Consider the following 22490-nt stretch of genomic DNA (forward strand, 5'->3'; position numbering starts at 1 on the left):
GTGCCCTCCACGCCGCACAGCCGATCAGACCGGCACTGTCCTGCGCAACGGAGAGTGATCGGAAACGCGCCACCGCCGTCGCCGCACGGGTGTAGGTCGCCCGCGAGCGGGGAAGCCCCGGTCATGACGGTGGGTGGGGTTCTGCGCCGGGCCGGGCTGCGGGGAGCACAGTTCCAGTGGCTCTCGGCGGGTTCGGTGGGCCTGTCGATCGGGCTGTGGCTGCGCGCCAAGACGGTCGACCAGGACGAGCGGGGGAACGCCGAGCGCCGGGCGCTCTTCGTCGGGTTGTGGCCGTCGCTGCTCTGGGTGATCGGCGAGTCGGTGCGACGCGAGGAGAGGGGTGGGCGGTCCTGAGCCGGCACGCTCGCCCGTCCGGGGCGCACCGCGCCACCGACCTCACCCGGCTCACCGGGCTGCCGGTGAACTTCGACCCCGCCGAGGCACCGGCCGCGACCGGCACGCCGGGCTGGCACGTCGACCACGGGCGCGCCCTCGTCGGCACCGAGCCGCCGGGCGACCCGGTCCCGGGCGGGGACTGGGAGCGCGCCTGCGCGGTGCTGCGCGACTACCAGTTCACCGACCACGAACGGCTCCGCGGCTTCTTCCGGCCCGACGACGAGCTGATCGGCCGCGACATGCTCCTCGAGGGGCGGTTCGGTGTGCTGCGCTTCCACCTGGGGGTGCGGGTCACCGCGGTCGTCGACGAGGTCCGCGACGGCACCCGGGTCTGGGGCTGGACCTACGACACGCTGCGAGGACACCTCGAGCAGGGCCGGCTCACCTACGAGGTGGTGAAGGACCTCGCGTCCGGCCAGGTGGAGTTCGTGATCCGCGCGTACTCCCGGCCGGCCCGCATCCCGAACCCGGTCTACCGGCTCGGGTTCGCCCTGTTCGGGCGCGGGGTGCAGCTGGAGTTCTACCATCGGGCAGGTCAGCGGGTCCGTGACCTCGTCGGCGCGGCGCGGGCCGGGCGGCCCCTTCCGGAACCGGTGCCCGGGCCGGACGGGATCGCCGCCGCGCCGCAGGACAGCCCGCGGCACTGGACCGACGCCGTCGCGGTGCTGGTCCGCCACCCGGGGGCATGAACCGGGAGATGGAGACCGACATGACTCGCCCGAACCCGTTGCGCTGGCTGGCCTACGCCTTCGGCGCCCGATTGCCCGAGCGGCACCACACCTGGGTGCTGCACGACGTCACCTGCCGTACCTGGTGGCTGCGCCATCTCGCCCGGACGACGGTGCAGCTGATCCCGCTGCTCGTGCTGCTCTACCTGGTCGTCCCGGGGCCGCCCTGGGTGCGGCTCGGCGCGATCACCGCCGGTGCCGTCATCGGCTACTTCTACTCGTTCGTCTACGTGGTCGAGGCGTCGGAGACACGGGTGATGAAGGCCGGTTACCCCGTCGGGGCTGCCGCGGCGACCCGGGAGGCGCGCCGGGCCGAGCAGCACGTCGACGCCCGGATGCGCTACGACGAGATCCACCGCGACCGGCGCGACCGGGACGACCGCGCCGGCTGACTCGAGCCTGCGCGCAGTTCAGGGCCGGGCCAGACCGAGCCGGTCCCGCAGCGTCGTGCCCTCGTAGGAGGTGCGGAACAGCCCGCGGCGCTGCAGCTCCGGGACGACCATCGCGACGAACTCCTCGAAGGCGCCGGGCAGGTGGGTCGCGGCCAGCACGAAGCCGTCACACGCCCCGGACCGGAACCACTCCTCCATCCCGTCGGCCACCTGCGCCGGCGTCCCGACGAACCGCGGCCCCTGCAACAGGGTCGCCCGGTGCGCGGCGAGATCGCGCACGGTCACCGGGCGGTCCAGATGGCGCGCGACGCCCTCGGCCAGCCCGCGGATCCCGCGGCCGGCGGCCATCATCTCCTCGGTGACCGGGTCGTCGAGGTCGTGCACGGAGAAGTCGTAGTTGTTGACCTCGGACAGCAGCGCCAGCGACGCCAGCGGGTGCACGTACTCGTCGAGGAACAGCCGCTCCTTCTCCCGGGCGATGGCCTCGGTCTCCCCGACCACGGTGTAGGCCATCGGGAGCAGCCGCACCTCCTTCGGGTCCCGCCCGGCGTCGGCGACGGCCTGCTTCTGCTCTGCGTACTGCTGTTGCGCGACGGCCAGCCCGGGGGCCGCGGTGAAGACGAGGTCGGCCCACCGGCCGGCGAAGCTGCGGCCGCGCCCGGACGAGCCGGCCTGCAGGATCGTCGGCCGCCCCTGCGGGGTGCGCGGCACGGTCAGCGGGCCGCGCACCGAGAAGTACTCGCCGCGGTGGTCGATCTCGTGCACCTTGTCCGGGTCGGCGAACTCGCCGGAGGCCCGGTCCATGACCAGGGCGCCGTCCTCCCAGGAGTCCCACAGCGCGGTGACCGCCTCCAGGAACTCGTCGGCCCGGTCGTAGCGCTCGTCGTGGCCGAGATGGGTGTCGCGGCCGAAGTTCTGCGCCTCCGAGTCGTTGACCGAGGTCACGACGTTCCACGCGGCACGCCCGCCGGACAGGTGGTCCAGGGTCGCGAACGTGCGGGCGACGTGGAACGGGTCGTAGTAGGTCGTGGAGTAGGTCGCCCCGACACCGATCCGCTCGGTCGCCGCGACGATCCCACCGAGCACGGCGGTCAGGTCGAGCTTCACCGGGCGGGCCCCGTAGCGCACGGCGTCGGCGACCGAGTTTCCGTAGACCCCCGGCATCGCCAGCCGGTCGTCGAAGAACACCAGGTCGAACAGGCCGCGTTCCAGGGTGCGCGCGATCCGCGTGTAGTAGCCCATGGACAGGAACGACAGGTCAGCCGAGGGGTAGCGCCACGACCCGGAGTACACCGTGACGTTGCCGGCCTGCATGAACCCGACCAGGGTCATCTGCCCGTTCATCGAACCTCCCCGCCGTCGCGGCCCAGCAGGGCCGCCTTCGTCCGGACGGTCTCGGCGTGCCGCAGGTGGGCCGCGTCGACCAGCATCCCGTCGAGGCCGGTGGCACCGCGGCCCGCGGCCTCGGCGTCGCGGTAGGCCGCGACGGTGCGCCGCGCGTGCGCGATCTCCTCCGGCGTGGGTGCGAACACGTCGTTCGCCGGCTCCACCTGGGAGGGGTGGATCGCCCACTTGCCGGCGAAGCCCATGGCGCCGGCCCGCTCGCAGGCGGTCCGGTAGCCGTCGGGGTCGCGGTAGTTCGGGTACGGCGCGTCGACCGCCTCGATGCCCGCCGCCCGGGCCGCCACCACGATCCGCGAGCGGGCGTAGTGCCAGAGGTCGCCCGGGTAGTCGGCGCGCGGGTCGAAGTTGGTGTCGACGCGGGCGCCCTGCGACGCCGAGAAGTCACCGGCCCCGAAGATCAGTGCCTCCAGCCGGTCCGAGGAGCGGGCGATCGCGTCGACCTCCTGGAGGCCCTCGACCTCCTCGATCAGCACCTCCAGGCCGATCCGTTTCCCCAGCCCGAGCGTCTCCTCCAGCTGGGTGAGCAGCACGTCCACCCACCACACGTCCCGGGCCGCGCGCACCTTCGGCACGATGATCACGTCCAGCGCCTCGCGGGCAGCGGTGACCACCTCGATCACGTCGCCGTGCGCCCACCGGGTGTCGACGCCGTTCATCCGGATCGCCCGGGTCGTGGCGCCCCAGTCCAGCTCGCGCAGCGCCCGGGCCGCCTTCGGCCGGGCCGCCTCGCGTTCGGCGGGCGCGCAGGCGTCCTCCAGGTCCAGGAACACCAGGTCGGCGCCGGCGGCCGCGGCCTTGGCGAACATGTGCTCGTTGCTCGCCGGGGTGGCGAGCTCGCTGCGCCGGGCGCGGACCGGTCGGGACATCAGAGCACCTCCTGGGCACGGAGCTCGGCGAGGCGGGCGTCGTCGAGGCCGAGCAGCTCGCGGTAGACCTCGTCGGTGTGCGCGCCGAGCGACGGGCCGAGGTGGGTGATCCGGCCCGGGGTGGCCGAGAACCGCGGTACCGGGGCCTGCACCCGCATCTCGCCCAGGTCGTCGTCGGCGACCCGGGGGTAGGTGTCGCGCGCGACGAGCTGCGGGTCGGCGAGCAGCTGCGGGGCGTCGTAGACCGGTGCGGCGGCGACGTCGGCCTCCTCGAACACCGCCATCGCCTCCTCCAGGGTCCGCCCGGCGATCCAGTCCGCCATCACCTCGTCGATCTCGCCTGCGTGCTTCAGCCGTTGCTGGGCCTCGGCGAACCGCGGGTCCGAGGTCAGGTCCGGGCGCCCGACGGCACGCAGTGCCCGCATCGCGATCGTCGGCGCGGACCCGGACATGGCCAGCCAGTGCCCGTCGGCGGTGCGGTAGGTGTTGCGCGGGGCCGAGATGTCCCACCGGTTGCCGGTGCGGTTCGGCACGGCCCCCAGCTGGTCGTAGGTGAGCACCGGCTGCTCGATCAGCCGCGCGAGGGGCTCGATCAGGTTGATGTCGATCAGCTGGCCGCTGCCGCCGCGGGCGTCGCGGTGGTAGAGCGCCATCATCACCGCCCAGGTCGCGGTGAGTGCGGCGACGCCGTCGGCGAGCATGAACGAGGGCAGCGTGGGCGGCCCGTCCGGATGCCCGGTGAGGTGGGCGAACCCGCTCATCGCCTCGCCGAGGGTGCCGAACCCCGGCCGGTCGGACTTCGGCCCGCCCGCCCCGTAGCCGGTGACGTGCACGGTCACCAGTCCCGGGTTGCGGGCCGACAGCGACGCGTGGTCCAGCCCCCACCGCTCCAGGGTCGACGGACGCAGGTTGAGCACCACGACGTCGGCGGTGTCCACCAGCCCGCGCAGCAGGTCCCGGCCTGCCTCGAGCCGCAGGTTCGCGGTCACCGAGCGCTTGTTGCGCGACACCGACTTCCACATCAGACCGACGCCGTCGCGCTGGGCGCCCCACTGGCGCAGTGGGTCTCCGCCGTCGGGCTGCTCGACCTTGATCACGTCGGCCCCGTGCTCGCCGAGCCAGGTGGCGATCAGTGGCCCCGCGGCCAGGGTCGCGGCGTCGACGACCCGCAGGCCCGCCAACGGTCCGGTACTCGCCGCGCCGGTCATCGACCGACCTCCTCCGCCTCGTCGCGTGACGCTCGGATTGTGTAAAGCTTTACAAACCCGAACGTGGTCGAGTACAGCACGGCCCCGCCAATCCGGTCAACACGCTCCGGGCACCCACCGGCGAACCGCGCTTCGTCGATCACCCAACACGCCCTGGAGACCGCGGGACCAGGGTTGACGGGAGATGCCCGGCCGTGTCTCCTGGTACCCCTCGGTGCCGGCTCAGCAGGGTCGTCCCCGCCCGGTCGTCGATGTAAAGGTTTGCTCCATGCCGGCTCGCACGCGTCGCGGTGAGGTCGGCGTCGTCGATCTGGCCCGCGAGCTGGGGGTCTCCACCGCGACCGTCTCACGTGCCCTCAACGGCAGCGCGCAGGTACGACCGGAGCTGGCCCGCCGGATCCGCGACCACGCCCGGGACCGCGGCTACGTCGCGAACCGGCACGCCCGCGCGCTCTCGTCGAACTCCAGCCGTGCCTTCGTCGGGTTCGTGATCCCCTATGTCGACACGCCGGCCTACTCGGCCGTGGCCGCCCAGTGCGCCCGGCTGCTGTCCGCCGACGGAACGCAGATGATCCTCACGATCACCGAGAACGACCCGCGGCGCGAGCTGGACCAGATCCGGGACCTGGTGGCGACCCGGGTCGCGGGCATGGTCGTCTCCCCCAGCACGGGCATCCTCGCCGGCACCCGCGAGCTGCTGCGGGAGCTGCCGGTAGTGCAGTTCCACCGCAGCTGCGGGATCGACGCGCCCGGGGTCTACAGCGACGACACCGCCCTGGGCGACGCGGTCACCCGGCTCGTCGACCTCGGGCACCGGCGGATCGGCTACATCGGTCCGAGCCGGGCGATCTCGAACGGTGCCGCCCGGCTGGCCGCCGTCCGCGACGGCGCCGCGGCCGCCGGCCTCGACCCGGACTCCCTGGCGGTACGGCTGCTCGAACCGGCCACCGACCAGGGCGCGGGCGCCGTTCGGGAGCTGCTGCACCGCGCCGACCGCCCGACCGCGCTGGTCGTCGGTGGCGGGACGCTGTCGCTGGCCGTCGCCCGTGCGGTCCGCGCCTCGGGGCTGCGCCTGCCCGGGGACCTGTCCCTGGTCGTCTACGGGGACCCGGCGTGGTTCGCGCTGCACGACCCGCCGCTGAGCGTCGTCTCCATCGACTACCCCGAGCTGGCCCGGCGGGCGGCGCGTCTGCTGCTCGACCGCATCGGCGGGGACTCGTCCGGCGACGTGCTGTTGACGTCCGAGCTGCACATCGGCGGCTCGACCGGTCCCCCACCGCCGGGGGCCTGACCCGCGCACCGACCCGAGGAGGACAGGGTTGTCCACACCGACCGGGCCGTCCCGGCACCGCCCACCCACGCGCACGTGGCGCGCGGCCGCCGTGGTGCTGGCCGTGGCCATGACCCTGACCGCCTGCGGGACGGCGCCCCCCGACGACGGCGCTCCACCGGGCGTGGTCACCCTCCGGATCGGCGACTCCTACCCACCGAGCCATCCGGCCTCGCGGGGCGGCGTCGACTTCTTCGTCGAGCGGGCCGTCGCCCTCTCGGAAGGACGCCTGGCCTTCGACTACTTCCCGTCCGCGCAGCTGGGCAAGGCCGAGGACCACGTCGCGCTCACCCGCTCCGGGGCGATCGACATCGGTGTGGTGTCCCCGCCCTACCTGGCCGACCGGCTGCCGCTGTCGAACGTGGCCGACCTGCCCGGGATGAGCACCGACGCCTGCCGACCGGCCGCGGCACTGAGCTCGCTGATGTCGCCGGGCGCTCCGGACGGCACCGGCGCCGGGATCCTGCACACCGCCGAGTACGGCCCGCAGGGCCTGCGGATGCTCTTCGTCGGCGTCCAGCCCGGCTACGAGGTGATGACCGTGGATGCCCCGGTCACCACACCGTCCGACCTGGCCGGGCTGCAGCTGCGGTCCTCGGGTGGCGTGCTGGACCAGGCCGTGCAGGCCCTCGGCGCGGCGCCGGTCTCGATCGCCGGGCCGGAGATGTACGAGGCGCTGTCACGGGGCACCGTCGACGGGACGACGCTGCCGCCGATGAGCGCCACCCCGTACCGCCTCGACGAGGTCACCACCGACGCGACCCTCGGCGCCCCGCTGGGCAGCTTCACCCTGAGCTACGTCGTCGGCGAGAGCACGTGGGAGCGGCTGCCCGACGACCTGCGCGCGGTGCTGACCCGGGCCGGCGCCGAGACCACCGCCCACCTGTGCACGGCCATCGAGCAGGAGAACGAGCGGTCCCGGACCTCGCTCGCCGAAGGCGGGCTGGACTTCACCCCGCTCACGCCGGAGCAGATCGAGCAGTGGCGCACCGCGCTGGCACCGGTGCGCGGCCAGTGGGTCGCGGACATGGAGGAGCGCGGGCTGCCGGGTGCGGCGACCCTGGACGCGATGGAGCAGGCACTCGCCACCACCGGGCGGGGTGGTTCGGATGGCTGACCGGCTCCTGCGCCGCGTCGAGGACGCGCTGGGTGTCCTCGCCGGTCTCGCGCTCGCGGCGATGGCGCTGCTGATGGGTGCCGAGGTGGTGGCCCGCTACGTGCTCGGCTCCCCGTTGTCCTGGGCGGTCGGGCTGGTCAGCAACTACCTGATGGTCGCGTTCTTCTACCTCGGCCTGCCGGTCACCGTCCGGGAGGGCGCGCACGTGGCGATCGACGTCGTCTACGACCGGCTCCCCCGCGCGCTGCGGCCGTGGTGCGACCGGCTGGCCGCGGCCACCGGGCTCGTGTTCCTGCTCGCCGTCGCGGTCGGTGGGCTCCTGCTCACCACGGACGCCGCCGCGGGCGGGTACGCGCCGCCTGCCGGGTCCGCGGAGCTGCCCTGGCCGGTGTGGACCTCGGCGGTCATGGTCCCGCTCGGCGCGCTCGTCGCCGCGGCACGGCTGGTGCTGCTCCTCGTGGAGGGGGCGCCCGCCACGGTCCCGGAGACCGACCCCACCAGCACGGAGGTGCGCTGATGCTCGTCGCCGGAGTCCTGCTCCTGCTGCTGGTCCTGCTGCTGCTCCGGGTCCCGGTCGGGTTCGCGATCGGGGCGACCGGCCTGGTCGGCCTGCTGTCCTACGGCGGCCTGCCCGTCCTCGCCGGGTTCCTGGAGACCGCCCCGCACTCGGCGATCGCGTCGCACTCGCTGGCCCCCATCCCCCTGTTCATCCTGATGGCGCAGTTCGTGCTGCTCAGCGGTGTCGCCACGGAGCTGTTCGACGCCGCGCGGATCTGGGTCGGCCGGCTCCCGGCCGGGCTCGGTGTCGGGACGACGGTGTCCGGCGCCGCGTTCGCCGCCGTGTCCGGGTCGTCCACCGCGGCCGCGGCGACGCTGGCCGCCACCTCCATCCCGGAGATGGAACGGCGCGGCTACGACGGCCGGCTGGCCAACGGCCTGGTCGCCGTGGTCGGGACCCTCGCGGCGATGGTGCCGCCGAGCATCATCCTGGTGTTCTACGCGATCCTCGCCGAGGCGAGCGTCGGCAAGGTGCTGCTCGCCGGGTTCCTCCCCGGCCTGCTCATCACGCTCGCGATCATCGTGACGACGTTGCTGCTGGTCCGCCGCAACCCCGACCTCGCCCCGCGCGGTGAGGCGCACCCGGTGGCGGTCAAGGTCCGCACGCTGACCGCGGTGGGCCCGGTCCTGATGCTGTTCCTGCTGGTCGTCGGCGGGATCTACATCGGACTCGCCACCCCGACCGAGGCAGCCGCGCTCGGCGCGACCGGCGCGTTCGTGCTGTGTGCACTCCGGCGCAAGGCCACCCTCGCGGGCGTCCGGAAGGCACTGGGCGCCACGCTGGCCTCCAGCGCGATGATCCTGCTGATCATCATGGCGGCGTTCCTGTTCGGCTACTTCCTGACCCTGACCCGGGTCACGCAGGGGCTGGTGGACACGATCGGCGGGCTCGCCGCGCCACCGACGGTGATCTTCCTGCTGATCGCCCTGATCTACCTGGTGCTGGGCGCGTTCATGGACCAGATCGCGATCCTCGCGCTGACCGTGCCCATCGTGCTGCCGGTGATCGAGGAGCTCGGCTACGACCCGATCTGGTTCGGCGTCATGGTGGTGCTGCTGGCCGAGATCGGCCTGGTCACTCCCCCGCTGGGACTCAACGTCTTCATCGTCGCGCGGGCCACCGGCCGTCCGCCGGAACAGATCTTCCGTGCGGTCGTGCCCTACATCGTGGCGATGCTCCTGCTGGTGCTGCTGTTCACCGCGTTCCCGCAGATCGTGCTCTGGATCCCCGAGACGATGGGCGGGTCGTAGCTTTCCCGCCGAGATGCGCCGCAGCGGGAATTGTCGATCTCTCCGGCCCGCTGAGCTGCATCTCGGCGGGAACGATCCGTGCTCGGGTCGAGGCCGGGCTGTGCCACGATGGCCGCATGGAGCCCGGCCTCGACGCGGTCCTCGCCGCGCACGACGTGGCGGTGGCCTACCTGTTCGGCTCGCGCGCCGAGGGCACCGCGCGGGCGGGGAGCGACCACGACGTCGCCGTGCTGTTCACCGGCGAGGAACCGGTGCTGGACGCGACCGAGCGGCTCGCCGCCGACCTGGCCGTGCCGCTCGGTACCCGGGTCGACGTCGTCGACCTCGCGCGGGCGGGCCTTGAGCTGCGCGGCACGGTCGCCGACAACGGGCGGCTGCTGTTCAGCGCCGACGAGACCATCCGGGTCCGGTTCGAAGTGGATGCTCGCATGCGGTGGATCGAGTTCCGGCCCGTGCTCGAGGAGACGACGCAGTCGTTCCTCGAACGTGTGGCGCGAGAAGGGTTGCGGTAGACGATGGTCGACGCCGACCGGGTCCGCCGGCTCCTGGTGATGCTCGAGCACTACCGGGACCTGTTGGCGGAGGACCGCCCGGACCCCTACCGCCGCAGGCACCTGGTGCAGACCGCCGCACAGATCTGCATCGACCTCGCCAACCACGTGATCGCCTCGGACGGGCACCGCACCCCGCGCGACTACGGGGACGCCTTCCGCGTGCTCGCCGAGGTCGGCGTACTGGACAACGGCCTGGCCGGCCGCATGGTGTCGCTCGCCGGCGCTCGGAACCTCATCGTGCACCTCTACGCCGAGGTCGACGACGATCTCCTCGCCCGCAGCATCCGGGAGGGTGGCCTCGACGATCTCGGGGGCTTCGCCGCCCGGATCGCAGCCCTCGCGGTCTGACCCACGACGATCAGGGGATGACGACCGGGGACACGGTCGGCGCCGGCTCGTCGGCCCAGCGGTGGCCGGTCTCGCGCGGGGTGACGCCCTCCTCGGTCCACGCGGCCATGAGCTGCGCGACCTTGGTGTGCATCACGGTGCGCAGGCGGTCGAACGAGGTGTCCGGGGCGTCGTCGACCTGGCCGAGCAGCAGCCACCAGGCCCAGGCGACGGCGCCGGCGTTGGCGACGAAGTCCGGCAGCACCGGGATGCCGCGGGCGGCCAGCATGGCCTCGGCCTCCGGCGTGGTCGCGGCGTTGGCGGCCTCCACGACGACCCGGGCGCGGACGTCGTAGGAGTTGTCCGGGGTGATCGCGTAGGAGATCGCGGCCGGGACCAGGATGTCGGCGTCGGCGGAGAGGATCGCGGCACGCGGCAGCTGCTCGACGCCGTCGGGCAGCCGCGAGCGGTCGATCTCGCCGTAGCCGTCACGCAGGGCCAGCAGCGCCGGGACGTCGAGGCCGTCGGCGCTGTACAGGGTGCCGGCGGCGTCGGCCACCGTGGTGACCTTCATCCCGGCCTCGTGCAGGTAGTACGCGGCGGACCCGCCCATGGTGCCGACGCCCTGGATGGCGACCGTGGTCTCGGAGGGCACCTGGCCCCAGGACACGGCGGCGGCCAGGCAGGAGTGGGCGACACCGTAGCCGCCGATCACGTCACCGAGCTCGAACCCGCCCTCGACCTCCGCCTTCAGGCCGGCGCGGACCCGCGCCAGGGTGGCGGCCGGGTCGTCGGAGCGGCCGATCGCGGCGTGGAAGCTCTGGCCGAGACCGAGCCGGCCGAAGACCTCGTCGATCAGGTGCTGCGGCACGCCGAGGTCCTCGGCGGTCACCCAGTGCCGGTCGAGCCACGGGCGCATGGCCTCGCAGAACCGCTCCAGCACCTCGACGGCGCGCGGGTCCTTCGGGTCGAAGTCGATGCCGCCCTTGGCCCCGCCGACCGGCAGGTCGAAGGTCGCGGTCTTGTTCGCCATGCCGCGGGCCAGGTCCTCGACCTCGCTGAGCGTGCACCCGGCACGCATCCGGGTGCCGCCGGTGGCCAGACCGGACCGCAGGGTGTGCACGACGAGGTAGCCGATGGCGCCGGTCGCCGAGTCGTTCCACTGCAGTCGCATGTACGGCTCGGACCGGCGGACGGCGGGGGTCGCGGGGGTGACGGCGGGGACACCGGCCCCGGTAACGGTCTGCGCGGTCACCTGCGGGATGCCCCCGGCCGGGTTCTGCATCGTCGTCATAGCGACCCACCTCCTATCGTGCTCGTACCGGCGTCGTACCCGAGGGGCAACGCCGGTCGCTTCAGTGCCGGTCCGGACCTCGTCGTCCCCCGGTCGGTGGCTCGTCGACCGGTAGCCCCAGCGTGGGGCCGGGCGGGCCCCGCGTCCATTTACGGATCATTCACGGCGACGTTCACCTTTCCTGCACAGCGCACGGCTGCCACTAGGCTCGTCGGCATGGACCTGTCGATCCCGCGCCTGCGCATGCTGCGCGAGCTGCACCGTCGCGGGACGATCACGGCAGCCGCGACGGCGCTGCACTACACCGCCTCGGCGGTGTCCCAGCAGCTCGCGCAGCTGGAACGTGACGTCGGGACGCGACTGTTCGAACGCCGGGGACGCCGGGTGCAGCTCACCGACCTCGGAGTACTGCTCGCCGAGCACGCCGAGGAGATCCTCACCTCGGTCGAGCGCGCGACCCAGGCGCTGGAGGAGGCCGGGGAGTCGGTCGCCGCGAAGATCACCGCCGGGGTGTGGGCCTCGGTCGCGTCCGGACTGCTCCCGGGCGCGCTCACCTCGCTGGCGCGCAGCCATCCGGGCGTCGTCGTCCGGACCCGCGAGCTCGCCCCCGAGGCGACGGCGGCCGCGGTCCGCGACGGCGCGCTCGACCTGTCGTTCGTCATCGACTACTCGAACTACCCGATGACGTGGGACCGGGGGCTGGAACGCGCGGTGATCGCGGTCGAGCGGCTCTACGCCGCCGTCCCGGCCGGTGCGGTGCCCGCGGCCAGCGTGACCCTCGCCGAGCTCGCCGAGCACCCGTGGATCCTGTCCCCCGCGCGCTCGCACTTCGGGCACGCCGTCCGGCTCGCCTGCCAGTCCGCCGGCTTCACCCCGCGGATCGACCACGAGGTGGAGGAGCAGGCCACCGCGATGGCGATGGTCGCCGCGGGGCTGGGGGTGACGCTGGTGACCGACCTGGGCCTGGCGTTGCGACCACCGGGAGTGGACGTCGTCGCGCTCGGCGAGGCCCTGACCCGGACCGTGTCGCTGGCCTACCGCACGAACACCGCGCGCCGGGCCGCTCTGATGCTGGTCGTCGACGCGGTCCGGACGGCCGCGGCGGAGAAGGGGCTGGGTGCCGACACGGCGCTGCCCGCCCCGACCACCGCCGAGCCCGACCCCGCACCGGTGCCCGATCCCGCACCGTCGCCCGACCCCGTCGCAGCCCCGGCCGGGCGGCTCGGTCTGCGCTGACCCACCGCGTCCCGGCCCAGGATCGAACCGAATCACCATTCCGGTTCGAAGAACTGTCGTGCGGACCGGGGAGCAGGCGGACGGAAACGGGGCGGGCCCCGTTCTGCGGCGATTCGTGGCGATCGCGGTGGAACTGCTCGCGATTCTCGCCGCGGTCGGCTCCGGCCATCTCGTCGCCGGATTCCTGGCACCCTCGTCGTCACCGTTCGTCGCGATCGGTGACGCCGTCGTGCGACTGTCGCCGCAGCCGGTCGTCGAGTTCGCGAAATCCGCGTTCGGCACGGCCGACAAGCTCGTCCTGCTCGCCGGGATCGCCGTGCTGCTGGTGCTGGTCGCCACCGTCGGCGGGGTGGCCGCGCGCCGCCGCCCGGCCCCCGGGACGGCCGTGGTGATCGTGCTGGGGCTGCTCGGGATCGCGGCGGTCGCGACGGCCCCGGCGCTGCAACCGGCCGGCCTCCTGGCACCGGTGACCGCGCTGCTGGTCGGCGTCCTCGTGCAGCGGAGCCTGCACCGGCTCGCCACGGCAGCAGCCGCGGAGCACCGTGCCGAGGCCGGCGCGGGAGCCTCGGTCGGCGCGGGAGCCTCGGTCGGCGCCGGCAATCACGGTGCCGGTGCCCGGGGCCCGGCCCGGCTGCGCCGCCGTACCGCGCTGACGGGCGCGTCCGCGGCCGTCCTCGTGGGCTCGTTCGCCGCCGCGGGCGGGGGCGCCGCGCTCGCCTCGTCCGGCCGCGGCATCGCGGACTCCCGGGCCGCGCTGACCCGGCGGCTGGCCGCCGCCCGGTTCGCCGAACGCGCTCCGGCGATCCCGGGCTCCGCCGCCTTCCCGGATCTCGGCACCACCCCGTTCATCACCTCCAACGCCGACTTCTACCGGATCGACGTCGCCCTGCGGATCCCGGCGGTCCGCGCCGAGGACTGGACCCTGCGCGTGCACGGCCGGGTCGCCCGCGAGCTGGCCCTCACCATGGACGACCTGCTGGAGCGCCCGCTGGTCGAGCGAACCATCACGATGACCTGCGTCTCCAACACCGTCGGCGGGAACCTGGTGTCCACGGCCGATTTCGTCGGCGTCGAGCTCGCGCCGCTGCTGCGCGAGGCCGGGATCGACCCCGGCGCCGACCAGATCGTCGCCACCAGCCGGGACGGCTGGACCGCGGGCACCCCGACGGCGACCGTCCTCGAACCCGGTCGCGGCGCGCTTCTCGTGGTCGGCATGAACGGCGAGGCACTGCCCCCCGAACACGGCTTCCCGGTCCGGATGATCGTCCCCGGCCTCTACGGCTACGTCTCGGCGACCAAGTGGCTGACCGAGCTGGAGCTGACCACGTTCGCCCAGCGCAGCGTCTACTGGCGCGACCGCGGCTGGGCCGAGCGGGCGCCGATCAAGACCCAGTGCCGGATCGACGCGCCGGTCGGGTTCAGCCGGCTCGCGCCCGGCCGGGTCCAGGTCGCCGGGGTCGCGTGGGCGCAGCCGGTCGGGATCGCGGGCGTCGAGGTCCGCGCCGACGACGGGCCGTGGGTCCGGGCCGAACTGGCGACCGAGGTCGGTCCGAACACCTGGCGGATGTGGCGTGCCGAGCTCGATCTGGGGTCCGGCAGCCACACCCTGACGGCCCGGGCCACCGACCGGCGCGGCGACACCCAGACCGCCGAGCGTGTCGACCCGATCCCGGACGGCGCGACGGGGTGGCCATCGGTGATCGTCACCGTCGCCTGAGCCATCCCGGAAATCGCCGGACCGCGATTCCGTGGCCACCCCCTGCAATTTTCCGGCACTCCGCAGAATTCTCGACGATTTCCGAACCGGAACACCGGGCCGTCCGAATAACTCTGCGAAGCGATCGACAGTCCCCCTCCGAAAGGAAACCGCGACATGCGCGCGACCCGCACCCTCTCCACCGTCGGCGTCCTCGCCGCACTGACCCTCGGTCTCGCCGCCTGTGGCGGCGGCGCCGAGCCGGCCGCGTCGGCCCCGCCGATGTCGTCCGCGCCGATGTCCTCCGAGCCGATGTCGTCGGCCCCGGCCATGCCCGCGGCGGCGGACGGCGTCACCACCAACGACGACGTGTTCGGCCCGGCCTGCGGGCAGCTCCCGCAGGGCGACGAGCCGGGTTCGCTGAACGCGATGGGCCCGCAGCCGGTCGCCACGGCGGCGAGCAGCAACCCGCTGCTGAGCACGCTCGTCACCGCCGTCGGCAAGGTGCCCGGCCTGGCCGACACGCTGAACCAGCAGGAGGCGATCACCGTCTTCGCCCCGGCCAACGACGCCTTCACCGCCGTCCAGGAGCAGGTGGGCGAGGAGCAGTTCAACGCGCTGCTGGCGGACACCGAGATGCTGCAGGGGCTGCTGTCCTACCACGTGACCCCGCAGCGCATGGACGCCGCGGGCCTGGTGGAGGCGAAGACCGTGTCCCAGCTGGCCGGCGGTGACCTGACCATCGGCGGCACCCCGGAGGCCCCGACCGTCACCGACGGCATGGGCAACACCGCGAACGTCCTCTGCGGCAACATCCCGACCTCGAACGCCACCGTCTTCGTGATCGACAAGGTGCTCATGCCGAAGGGCTGACCGTACGATCCCGGTGTGCCCCGTCCGGTCGGAGGGGCACACCGGATCCGTCCGGCTGATACACAGACCGGGACCGTCGCACGCCGAGAGCTAGGGAGCTCCACCGTGGCCTTTCCCGGACTGCAGCACGTCGCACTGACCGTGGCCGACATCGAGCGCAGCACGACGTGGTACTCGGCGCTGTTCGGCGCGGACCCCGTCCTGGTCGAGGACGAGGAGGGTGGCCGCTTCCACCACACCGTCTTCGCCCTGGACGGCGGAATGCTCTTCGGCCTGCACACCCACCAGGGCCGGGAGTCGAAGGACGCCTTCGACGAGCACCGCACCGGGCTCGACCACGTCGGGTTCTCCGTCGGCTCGCACGCCGAGCTGGAGCAGTGGGCGCAGAAGCTGACCGAGCTGGGCATCGCCCATGACGGCATCAAGAAGGCGCACTACGGCAGCGCCATCTCCTTCCGCGACCCGGACAACATCGCGCTGGAGTTCTTCACCGGCCCGGAGTGATCCCGGCCGGCCTCCCGCCGAGTGGCACGTGTCCACCGCGCGATCCGGCGCGCACGGGACGTACCACTCGGCGGGCACGGGCCGCCGGAGCGACCGAGACGCGCGCCCGGAGCCCGGGCCGCGCATCGGCACCGTTGGCGAACTGAATTCACTTTGCTAGCTTCGCCCCATGACGACTGACGACGCTCGGCGCCCCGGCGCGGCCATCGACAGTCCACGTGGCAGGCCCGCACCGGCACACCCGGCAGCAGCACCCCTGACGATCGGTGCCCTCACCCTGCGGAACCGGCTCGTGGTGTCCGCCCACGGGCTCGCGACCGTCTCCGACGGCGTGCCGAACGCCCACGACCAGGCGTACTGGCGGCGGCTCGCCGCCGGCGGTGCTGCGCTGCTCGTCGCGGGAGGTACGCAGGTCTCCCCGGAGTCGATGCCGCGGAACCGGATCCTGACCGAGGCATTCGACGAACGCGCGGCTCCCGGGCTCGCCGCCCGTGCCGAGGCCATGCGATCCGGCGGAGCTGCTGCGGGGATACAGCTCGGGCACCTCGGACGCGAGACGCTCGGCGCGGGGACGTTCCTCCCGTTCGTGGCTCCCAGCCCGGTCCCCGGCCCGCGGGAGCCCGCGCCGGCCCGGCCGCTGCGCACCGACGAGATCGCCCTGATCGCGGAGGACTTCCGGGTCAGCACCCGCCGCTGTGTCGAGGCCGGCTTCCAGGTCGTCGAGATCCACGCGGCCCACGGCTATCTGCTGGCCCAGTTCCTGTCCCGCTCGGCGAACACGCGAGCCGACCGCTACGGCGGTGACGCGGCGGGCCGGGCACGCGCGCTGGCCGAGGTCGTGCAGGCCGTACGAGCCGGTGCGGGCGAGGACGTCGTCGTCGGGGTCCGGGTCTCGGTGGAAGGCGACGGCCCGGCCCATCTCCGGCTGGAGGAGCTCGCGGAGCTGCTGACACACGTACAGGCCGCGGCACCGTTCGACTACCTGAACCTGACCTGGGGCGATCGCGGCCGCTACGTCCCGGACATGGCCACCACCCGGCCACCCCTACTGGGGCGTACGCACGAGCTGCGGGACGCGTTGGGCGTCCCGCTGCTGCTCTGCGCAGCGTTCCGGCGATCGGCCGACATCGCCGAGGCGCTGGAGTCGGGCGCCGCCGATCTCGTCGGCGGGGCACGCGCCCACATCGCCGACCCCGATTTCGCCACCAAGGTCCTCGACGACCGCGATGCCGAGATCCGGCCGTGCGTGGCATGCCTCCAGGACTGTCGCAGCTACGAACCGACCGGTCTCTGCGCGGTCAACCCCGACCTGGCTCCCGCAGGTTCGCCGCGGAAGCCGGCGCTGCCGTGGCGGCCGGGCGGACACCGGCCGAGGGGGCCGCGGGTCGTGGTCGTCGGCGCGGGTCCCGCGGGGCTGGAGTTCGCGGTGACCGCGGCGGCCCGGGACGGGGTCGAGGTCACCGTGCTGGAGCGGTCGGACCGGATCGGCGGCCAGCTGCGCTCCGCCGCGAGTGCCCCGCACCGCACCGGGTGGTCCGACCTGCTGGGCTACTACCGGCGGCGGCTCGACGCGCTCGGGGTCGAGGTTCGGCTCGGTACGGAAGCGACGGAGGGGAACCTGGCCGGCGCGGACGAGATCGTGTGGGCGACCGGGGCGCGGGAGAACCCGCCGTCGTTGGACGGCGCGGTCACCGCCGAGGCCTTCCTCCGCGCCCCGTCCGCGTGGTGGTCCGGTGCGGGCAGCGTGGCGGTGTGCGACGACGGGTTCGGGAGCTGGCTCGGGATCGGTGCGGTCGAGGCGGCCCTCGCGGAGGGGCTGCCGGTCACCCTCGTCACCCCGGGCACCGGGTTCGCGGGCGGGATCCCGGGTGAGTCCCGGACCCAGCTCCTCGAACGGCTGGCGAACCGTCCACTGGAGATTCGGCTGCCGGCCACACCGGACCGATGGTCGAACGGTGTGCTGCACGTGCGCTCCGTGCTCGACGGAACCGAGCACGCGGTGCCGGCCGACCGAGTCGTGCAGGTCGGCACACGCCATCCGAGAGCCGTGCCCTTCCCGGACCGGGTGGCAGCGACGTGGATCGGGGACGCCGTCGCGCCGCGGGGTGTGAGCCACGCGATCGCCGAGGGCCGAGCCGCTGCTGAAGAAATGACAGCGCACGTCGGATGAGTCGAGCACGCCGGGGTGTCACGCTCCCGGCCCGCTCGACACCACTGCGGCCCGCCCGCGGATCCTCGGCCCGACGCGGCCGGCCGGGTCACGGGAGAACGACCCCGCGCACGTTCTTCCCGGCGGCCTGGTCCGCGAAGCCGTCCTGGATCCGGTCGAGCGGATAGCGGGCGGTGACCAGGCGGTCGAGCGGGATACGACCCCTGCCGTACAGGTCGAGCAGAGTGCGCAGACCTTCCCGGGGCGACCACGAGCCGGCCAGGCAGCCGACCAGCTGCTTCTCGTAGGACTGCATGTCCCGCAGGCTCATCCGGACCTCGTGCTCGGTGTCGCCGTGCACGTTGACGACGACGGCCCGGCCCTGCTTACCGAGCAGCGCCATGGCGTCGGCCATGGCGGAGCTGTCGCCGCTTCCCATGCACAGGACGACCTGGTCCGCGAGCCGCCCCCGCGTCTCATCACGCAGCTCCGGCAGGAGTTCGGCCATCGAGGCCGCGGTGCCGTCGGCCCCGAGCTCGATCGCCGCCGCACGCTTGCCCGGGACGGGATCGACCGCCCACACCTGCGCAGCCCCTGCGTACCGGGCCCCGAGCAGGGCCATCGCCCCGATCCCGCCGACCCCCACGATCACGGCCGTGTCCCCGGTCCGGACAGCCGCCGTGTTGACCGCGGCACCCCACCCGGTCACACCGGCACAGCCGAGGAGGCAGACCGACTCCATCGGCAGGGAAGGCTCGAACCGCACCACGCTGCGCTCGTGCACGACCGTGCGGGTCGCGAAGGAGCCCACGAAGCAGAACGACCCGAGCTCGGCACCCCGCGCACGCCTCCGGGCGGTCCCGTCCGCGATCGCGAAACCCTCCGCGACTCCGGCACCCAGCTCGCAGAGATGCTGCCGGCCACCGGCACAGTCCGTGCAGACCCCGCACGCCGGCATGAAGGCGAACACGACGTGATCGCCCTCTTCGACCAGCGTGACGCCCGGCCCGACCGCCTCGACGACGCCGGCGCCCTCGTGTCCGCCGACCATCGGCCGGCGCAGGCCCGCGTACCCACCCGATGCGAGGTGGGCATCGCTGTGACACAGGCCCGCGGCCTCGACACGCACCAGCACCTCGCCCTGGCGAGGCGGATCCAGTTCGACCGATTCGACCGCCCACGTGCGCCGGCCGGGCCAGACCACAGCGGCTTTCGCGTCCACGACGAGCTCCTTCCGGCGGTCAGTGCCGGGCCGGCTCGCGGTCGGCCGCGAGCGAGCACGCCAGCCTGATCGCGTCCGTCCGGGACAGCTTGCCGACCCTGTTCTGCGGTAGCGCATCGACGACGAACACGTGCTCGGGCCATTTGCCCTTCGCCAGACCCGCTGTCTCCAGGTGCTCCTGCACCGCCGCCAGGCCGAGATCGCGCTGCGACGTCACGAGCAGGACCGCGACCCGCTCCCCCAGCACGTCGTCCGGCACGGGAACCGCGCAGACCTGTTCGACGGACGGATGACGGGCGACGGCGCTCTCGACCTCGTGGATATCGATGTTGCGGCCGCCCCGGATGATGATGTCCTTCTCCCGGCCGCGGACCGCCACCCGGCCCTCGGCGTCGATCGACATGAGGTCACCGGTCGTGAGATAGCCGTCGGCGGTCAGCTCGGGGGACGCGACGGTGCCCGAATGGGCATACCCGGCGAAGAGCGAGGGCCCCCGGACCTGAGCGCGCCCGACCGTCCCGGCCGGCACGGCGGTTCCGACCTCGTCGACGACCCGCAGATGGGTACCGGTGAACGGCACACCATCGGTACCGAGGCGGACATTCCCGGGATCGGAGGGGAGCGACGTCGTGTGTCCGAGGCACTCCGACATCCCGAAGACACGCAGGATGTGAGTGCCCAGACGCTCCTCTGCCCGGGCCAGCGCGCCGCTGTCCATCGGACCGCCACCGACGGTCATGGCCGTCATCGCCGACAGCATCCCCGGCTCAGGTGCGTGCATGCCCATCTGTAGCGCCATGGTCGGCACACACATCGTCCACCGGACACCGTGTTCGGCCATCATCCGGACGGCGTCGGGCGGGCTCCACCTCTCCGTCAGCAGCATCGGGGCGCCGAGCATGAGCGGGAGATACAGACCGAAACAGACCGCGGCGGCGGACGACAGCGGCACGAGCGCGGCGACCGGGTCCCCCGGCTCCAGCCCGACCGCCTCGATCGTCGACCTGCCCGCATAGCGCAGGGCCGCCTCCGACTGGACGACCCCCTTGGCACGGCCGGTCGAGCCGGAGGTCAGTCCGATGACCACCCCGTCGCCCCATCGCCCCGGACGCGTTCCGGTCCGCCCGGCGAGCACCCAGCCGTCCAGGACCGGCGTGCCGATCGCCCCCACGGTCTCGGTGGCCCAGACCTCCGCGATCGCCGGAGCGGTGACGACGACGTCCGGGTCGATGTCCTCGCACGCCGCCGTGAACTCGTGGCGCGTGGCGTGCCCGCTGAGCAGTGCGAGCGTGCCCTCCACCCGACCGACCGCCACGGCACACACGACGGTGCGCCACGTGTTCTCGGCCTGGAGCAGGACGGTCGGGTGCGGCCCGGTGCTGTCGACGAGGGCGTCGGCGAGATCCCGGGCGGCCGCCATGACCGATCCGAGGGTGTGCCTCCCCGCGCTGTCGATCGCGACGGTCAGCTCGGGGTCGTTCGCGACCCGCAGGTCGAGTTCGGAAACCAGTTCGCGCATATCAGCCCCGGAACATCTCGCGCTCGTCACCGAGCTGCGCGAGGCGCCGGCCCCGCATGGAACCGACATGGCGCAGGGCGGCCTTCCACTCCTCGCTCGCGAGGGCGGCGCGGGCAGCCTCCTCGTTGTCGAAGCTGAGGACCGACAACCCGTCCCAGCCCTCGGAGCGTTCCTCGAGTGCGCTGGTCACCGCGGTGTGGCGCCAGGCGCGCAGGCCGGGGAGCGGGTAGGTCACCTCGGCGTGCTCGCCACGCCACCACGAGATGAACTCGTCGTGCGTCCATTCCGGTGGGCGGGCGGCGAGCAGAGCGAGATTGAACATGACGCCTCCTTGCGCAGTGGCCGGCAGGTGCCGGCTCAGATCGTCTCGATGTCCAGGGCCGGCGACCGGCCGATCATCAGGGCCGTCACCCGCCCGTCGGGGGCGAGCCGGGCCGATGCCACGAACGTCGACTCGAAGGCGCCGGCCCGGCGGGCCTGGCCGAGCACCAACTCGTCCCGGCCGACGAGGGCCCGGGACAGGACGTGGTGGGTCAGCACACCCTTCTCCCGCTGATCCAGGTAGCCCTCCAGCTCCGCACGACTGCCGGCGAAGTCCGTCGCCGCTCCGCCTCCGGTCCCGAAGACGATCGAGAACCGGAAGCCGGGCGCGAGCATGTCCAGGATCCGCTCCGGCTCGTCCGAGTCGAGCGTGGCGAACCAGCGGTCGAGCACGCCGTCCGCGGGGGTCATGCGGCAGCCCCCGGCAGCTGGTACATCGTGAAGCTCGGGTGGAAGAACGACTGGTAGCGGGCGAGCCGTCCGTTCTCCGAGACGAGCCCGACGGAGACGAACCCCCCGGTGCCACGGCCGTCGCCCTCGGAGATGAAGCCGTAGACCATTTCCATGTCGCCGTCGACGGAGCGGCGGAGCACGTTGTGTCTGCGTCCGACGGAAGGCCGGCCGGAGATGTAGGCGGCGAGGTCCGCACGTCCGGACCCGGACACCTCTCCGGTCGGCAGCGCCAACAGGAACTCGATGTCCGGCTCGACCAGGTCGAGCCCGCTCAGCGGGTTCGGCCCGTCGAGGCAGGCGAAGTAGTCGTCAATGAGCACGCGACCGTCCTCTACAGCAAGTGACTTGAATTCAGTTCAGTACAGAGGTTATGTCCTGCCCGGAGTTCGGGCAAGGGCCGTGGCCGGTCGTCACGACATCAACCGGAGGGCTGCTCCGGGGTGTGGGCGTCGACCATCCGGACACAGCACCCGCAGATGAAGTCGGCGATCGCCGGCAGTTCCATCGAGCCGTCCGGCCGGTACCACCGCCAGACGCTGACGACGAGGCCGAGCAGGCTCCGTGCCATGAGCACCGGGTCGTGCCGTGCGAGCTCCCCGCGCTCGATGCCCTGCTGGACCAGATCCGCCCAGTTGCGCTCGATCCGTGCGACGAGCTTCCGGCACGCCTGCCGCTCGGCCTCCTCGCGCTCCGAGGTCCGCCGCCCGGACAGGAGCGCGATGTTGGACTGCAGGATGCGGTTCTGCTGCACCTCCTGCGGCGAGATGTCGAACGCCGCCCGAACCGCGGCGCACACCGCGTCGTGCGCTGATCCCGAGTCCGCCACCGCCGCCCTGAAGGCATCGTCGGAGTTGCGCAGCCCGAGTCGCATGATCGTCAGCAAACAGTGGGTCTTCGACTCGAAGTAGTGGTACAGCGCGGGCTGACCGATCCCGACCCGTTCGGCCACCTGCGACCACTTGGTTCCCTCGAAGCCGACTTCGCCGAAACACTCGACGGCCGCCGCGAGGATGGCCGGTCGCTTGGATCGGGGGCCGTCGTCGGCCTCGGTCAGCGCTTCGATGCTCATCTGGGTGACCTTTCGCAGGACGG

The 22490-nt window shown here is 73.1% G+C and carries 24 protein-coding genes; 14 read left to right on the plus strand and 10 right to left on the minus strand.

Going from position 1 to position 22490, the window contains the following annotated elements:
• The first annotated feature begins 123 nt into the window (after positions 1 to 123).
• The 3 genes from JOF36_RS25420 to JOF36_RS25430 all read left to right on the plus strand — a co-directional run bounded on the left by JOF36_RS25420 (position 124) and on the right by JOF36_RS25430 (position 1516).
• Positions 124 to 354 carry a hypothetical protein gene (locus JOF36_RS25420; RefSeq protein WP_210031474.1) on the plus strand — a complete coding sequence of 77 codons (231 nt, stop codon included), beginning with the start codon at positions 124 to 126 and terminating at the stop codon, positions 352 to 354.
• 65 nt (positions 355 to 419) lie between these two features.
• Positions 420 to 1085 (plus strand): DUF1990 family protein, encoded by a 666-nt coding sequence (locus JOF36_RS25425; protein WP_307862590.1) that lies wholly within the window; start codon positions 420 to 422, stop codon positions 1083 to 1085.
• A gap of 20 nt (positions 1086 to 1105) precedes the next feature.
• Positions 1106 to 1516, plus strand: a complete 411-nt coding sequence (locus JOF36_RS25430) for a DUF5313 family protein (RefSeq protein ID WP_245350973.1) — start codon at positions 1106 to 1108, stop codon at positions 1514 to 1516.
• Positions 1517 to 1534: 18 nt separating this feature from the next.
• Here the strand turns inward: JOF36_RS25430 and JOF36_RS25435 are convergent, their stop codons facing one another.
• Genes JOF36_RS25435 through JOF36_RS25445 form a run of 3 tightly spaced genes read right to left on the minus strand, consistent with a single transcriptional unit; the run spans position 1535 to position 4994 of the window.
• Positions 1535 to 2860 carry an LLM class flavin-dependent oxidoreductase gene (locus JOF36_RS25435; protein ID WP_245350974.1) on the minus strand — a complete coding sequence of 442 codons (1326 nt, stop codon included), beginning with the start codon at positions 2858 to 2860 and terminating at the stop codon, positions 1535 to 1537.
• A complete protein-coding gene (locus JOF36_RS25440) occupies positions 2857 to 3786 on the minus strand; it encodes an HpcH/HpaI aldolase/citrate lyase family protein (RefSeq protein ID WP_210031478.1) in 930 nt (309 codons plus the stop codon). The genes JOF36_RS25435 and JOF36_RS25440 overlap by 4 nt, the downstream gene beginning before the upstream one ends.
• Positions 3786 to 4994 (minus strand): CaiB/BaiF CoA transferase family protein, encoded by a 1209-nt coding sequence (locus tag JOF36_RS25445; RefSeq protein ID WP_210031480.1) that lies wholly within the window; start codon positions 4992 to 4994, stop codon positions 3786 to 3788. The genes JOF36_RS25440 and JOF36_RS25445 overlap by 1 nt, the downstream gene beginning before the upstream one ends.
• A gap of 268 nt (positions 4995 to 5262) precedes the next feature.
• Between JOF36_RS25445 and JOF36_RS25450 the strand changes: the two genes are divergently transcribed.
• The 6 genes from JOF36_RS25450 (at position 5263) to hepT (ending at position 10152) form a co-directional block, all read left to right on the plus strand.
• Complete coding sequence (locus tag JOF36_RS25450; RefSeq protein ID WP_210031482.1) at positions 5263 to 6285, plus strand: LacI family DNA-binding transcriptional regulator; 1023 nt, start codon at positions 5263 to 5265, stop codon at positions 6283 to 6285.
• Between the two features lie 28 nt (positions 6286 to 6313).
• Entirely contained in the window at positions 6314 to 7441 is a 1128-nt protein-coding gene (locus JOF36_RS25455; RefSeq protein ID WP_210031484.1) for a TRAP transporter substrate-binding protein, read from the plus strand.
• On the plus strand, positions 7434 to 7958 hold the full coding sequence (locus tag JOF36_RS25460) for a TRAP transporter small permease (protein ID WP_210031492.1): 525 nt from the start codon (positions 7434 to 7436) through the stop codon (positions 7956 to 7958). Before JOF36_RS25455 ends, JOF36_RS25460 begins: the two co-directional genes overlap by 8 nt.
• Entirely contained in the window at positions 7958 to 9250 is a 1293-nt protein-coding gene (locus tag JOF36_RS25465; protein WP_210031494.1) for a TRAP transporter large permease, read from the plus strand. The genes JOF36_RS25460 and JOF36_RS25465 overlap by 1 nt, the downstream gene beginning before the upstream one ends.
• Positions 9251 to 9366: 116 nt before the next feature.
• Positions 9367 to 9762, plus strand: coding sequence for a type VII toxin-antitoxin system MntA family adenylyltransferase antitoxin (mntA, locus tag JOF36_RS25470; RefSeq protein ID WP_210031496.1), 396 nt, complete (start codon positions 9367 to 9369; stop codon positions 9760 to 9762).
• Between the two features lie 3 nt (positions 9763 to 9765).
• Positions 9766 to 10152 (plus strand): type VII toxin-antitoxin system HepT family RNase toxin, encoded by a 387-nt coding sequence (hepT, locus tag JOF36_RS25475; protein WP_210031498.1) that lies wholly within the window; start codon positions 9766 to 9768, stop codon positions 10150 to 10152.
• 10 nt (positions 10153 to 10162) lie between these two features.
• Here the strand turns inward: hepT and JOF36_RS25480 are convergent, their stop codons facing one another.
• Positions 10163 to 11305, minus strand: coding sequence for a Glu/Leu/Phe/Val family dehydrogenase (locus JOF36_RS25480; protein ID WP_245352578.1), 1143 nt, complete (start codon positions 11303 to 11305; stop codon positions 10163 to 10165).
• Between the two features lie 336 nt (positions 11306 to 11641).
• Here JOF36_RS25480 and JOF36_RS25485 point away from each other — a divergent pair, with 336 nt between their 5' ends.
• The 5 genes from JOF36_RS25485 to JOF36_RS25505 all read left to right on the plus strand — a co-directional run bounded on the left by JOF36_RS25485 (position 11642) and on the right by JOF36_RS25505 (position 17904).
• A complete protein-coding gene (locus JOF36_RS25485) occupies positions 11642 to 12661 on the plus strand; it encodes a LysR family transcriptional regulator (RefSeq protein WP_245350975.1) in 1020 nt (339 codons plus the stop codon).
• A gap of 115 nt (positions 12662 to 12776) precedes the next feature.
• Complete coding sequence (locus JOF36_RS25490) at positions 12777 to 14378, plus strand: molybdopterin-dependent oxidoreductase (RefSeq protein WP_307862591.1); 1602 nt, start codon at positions 12777 to 12779, stop codon at positions 14376 to 14378.
• A gap of 156 nt (positions 14379 to 14534) precedes the next feature.
• Positions 14535 to 15230 carry a fasciclin domain-containing protein gene (locus JOF36_RS25495; RefSeq protein WP_210031502.1) on the plus strand — a complete coding sequence of 232 codons (696 nt, stop codon included), beginning with the start codon at positions 14535 to 14537 and terminating at the stop codon, positions 15228 to 15230.
• A 105-nt stretch (positions 15231 to 15335) separates the two neighbouring features.
• Complete coding sequence (locus JOF36_RS25500) at positions 15336 to 15734, plus strand: VOC family protein (RefSeq protein ID WP_210031504.1); 399 nt, start codon at positions 15336 to 15338, stop codon at positions 15732 to 15734.
• Positions 15735 to 15903: 169 nt separating this feature from the next.
• Positions 15904 to 17904, plus strand: coding sequence for an oxidoreductase (locus JOF36_RS25505; RefSeq protein WP_210031507.1), 2001 nt, complete (start codon positions 15904 to 15906; stop codon positions 17902 to 17904).
• 88 nt (positions 17905 to 17992) lie between these two features.
• Here the strand turns inward: JOF36_RS25505 and JOF36_RS25510 are convergent, their stop codons facing one another.
• The 6 genes from JOF36_RS25510 to JOF36_RS25535 all read right to left on the minus strand — a co-directional run bounded on the left by JOF36_RS25510 (position 17993) and on the right by JOF36_RS25535 (position 22467).
• A complete protein-coding gene (locus tag JOF36_RS25510; protein ID WP_210031509.1) occupies positions 17993 to 19105 on the minus strand; it encodes an alcohol dehydrogenase catalytic domain-containing protein in 1113 nt (370 codons plus the stop codon).
• A gap of 19 nt (positions 19106 to 19124) precedes the next feature.
• A complete protein-coding gene (locus tag JOF36_RS25515) occupies positions 19125 to 20624 on the minus strand; it encodes a class I adenylate-forming enzyme family protein (RefSeq protein ID WP_210031517.1) in 1500 nt (499 codons plus the stop codon).
• 1 nt (position 20625) lies between these two features.
• Complete coding sequence (locus JOF36_RS25520) at positions 20626 to 20946, minus strand: EthD domain-containing protein (protein WP_210031519.1); 321 nt, start codon at positions 20944 to 20946, stop codon at positions 20626 to 20628.
• Between the two features lie 35 nt (positions 20947 to 20981).
• Entirely contained in the window at positions 20982 to 21356 is a 375-nt protein-coding gene (locus JOF36_RS25525) for a hypothetical protein (protein ID WP_210031521.1), read from the minus strand.
• The gene (locus JOF36_RS25530; RefSeq protein ID WP_210031523.1) at positions 21353 to 21718 is read right to left on the minus strand and encodes a nuclear transport factor 2 family protein; all 366 of its coding nucleotides are present in this window, start codon (positions 21716 to 21718) and stop codon (positions 21353 to 21355) included. Before JOF36_RS25530 ends, JOF36_RS25525 begins: the two co-directional genes overlap by 4 nt.
• A 98-nt stretch (positions 21719 to 21816) precedes the next feature.
• Complete coding sequence (locus JOF36_RS25535; RefSeq protein ID WP_210031525.1) at positions 21817 to 22467, minus strand: TetR/AcrR family transcriptional regulator; 651 nt, start codon at positions 22465 to 22467, stop codon at positions 21817 to 21819.
• Positions 22468 to 22490 lie beyond the last annotated feature (23 nt).

The organism is Pseudonocardia parietis, from assembly GCF_017876315.1.
GTDB lineage: Bacteria > Actinomycetota > Actinomycetes > Mycobacteriales > Pseudonocardiaceae > Pseudonocardia > Pseudonocardia parietis.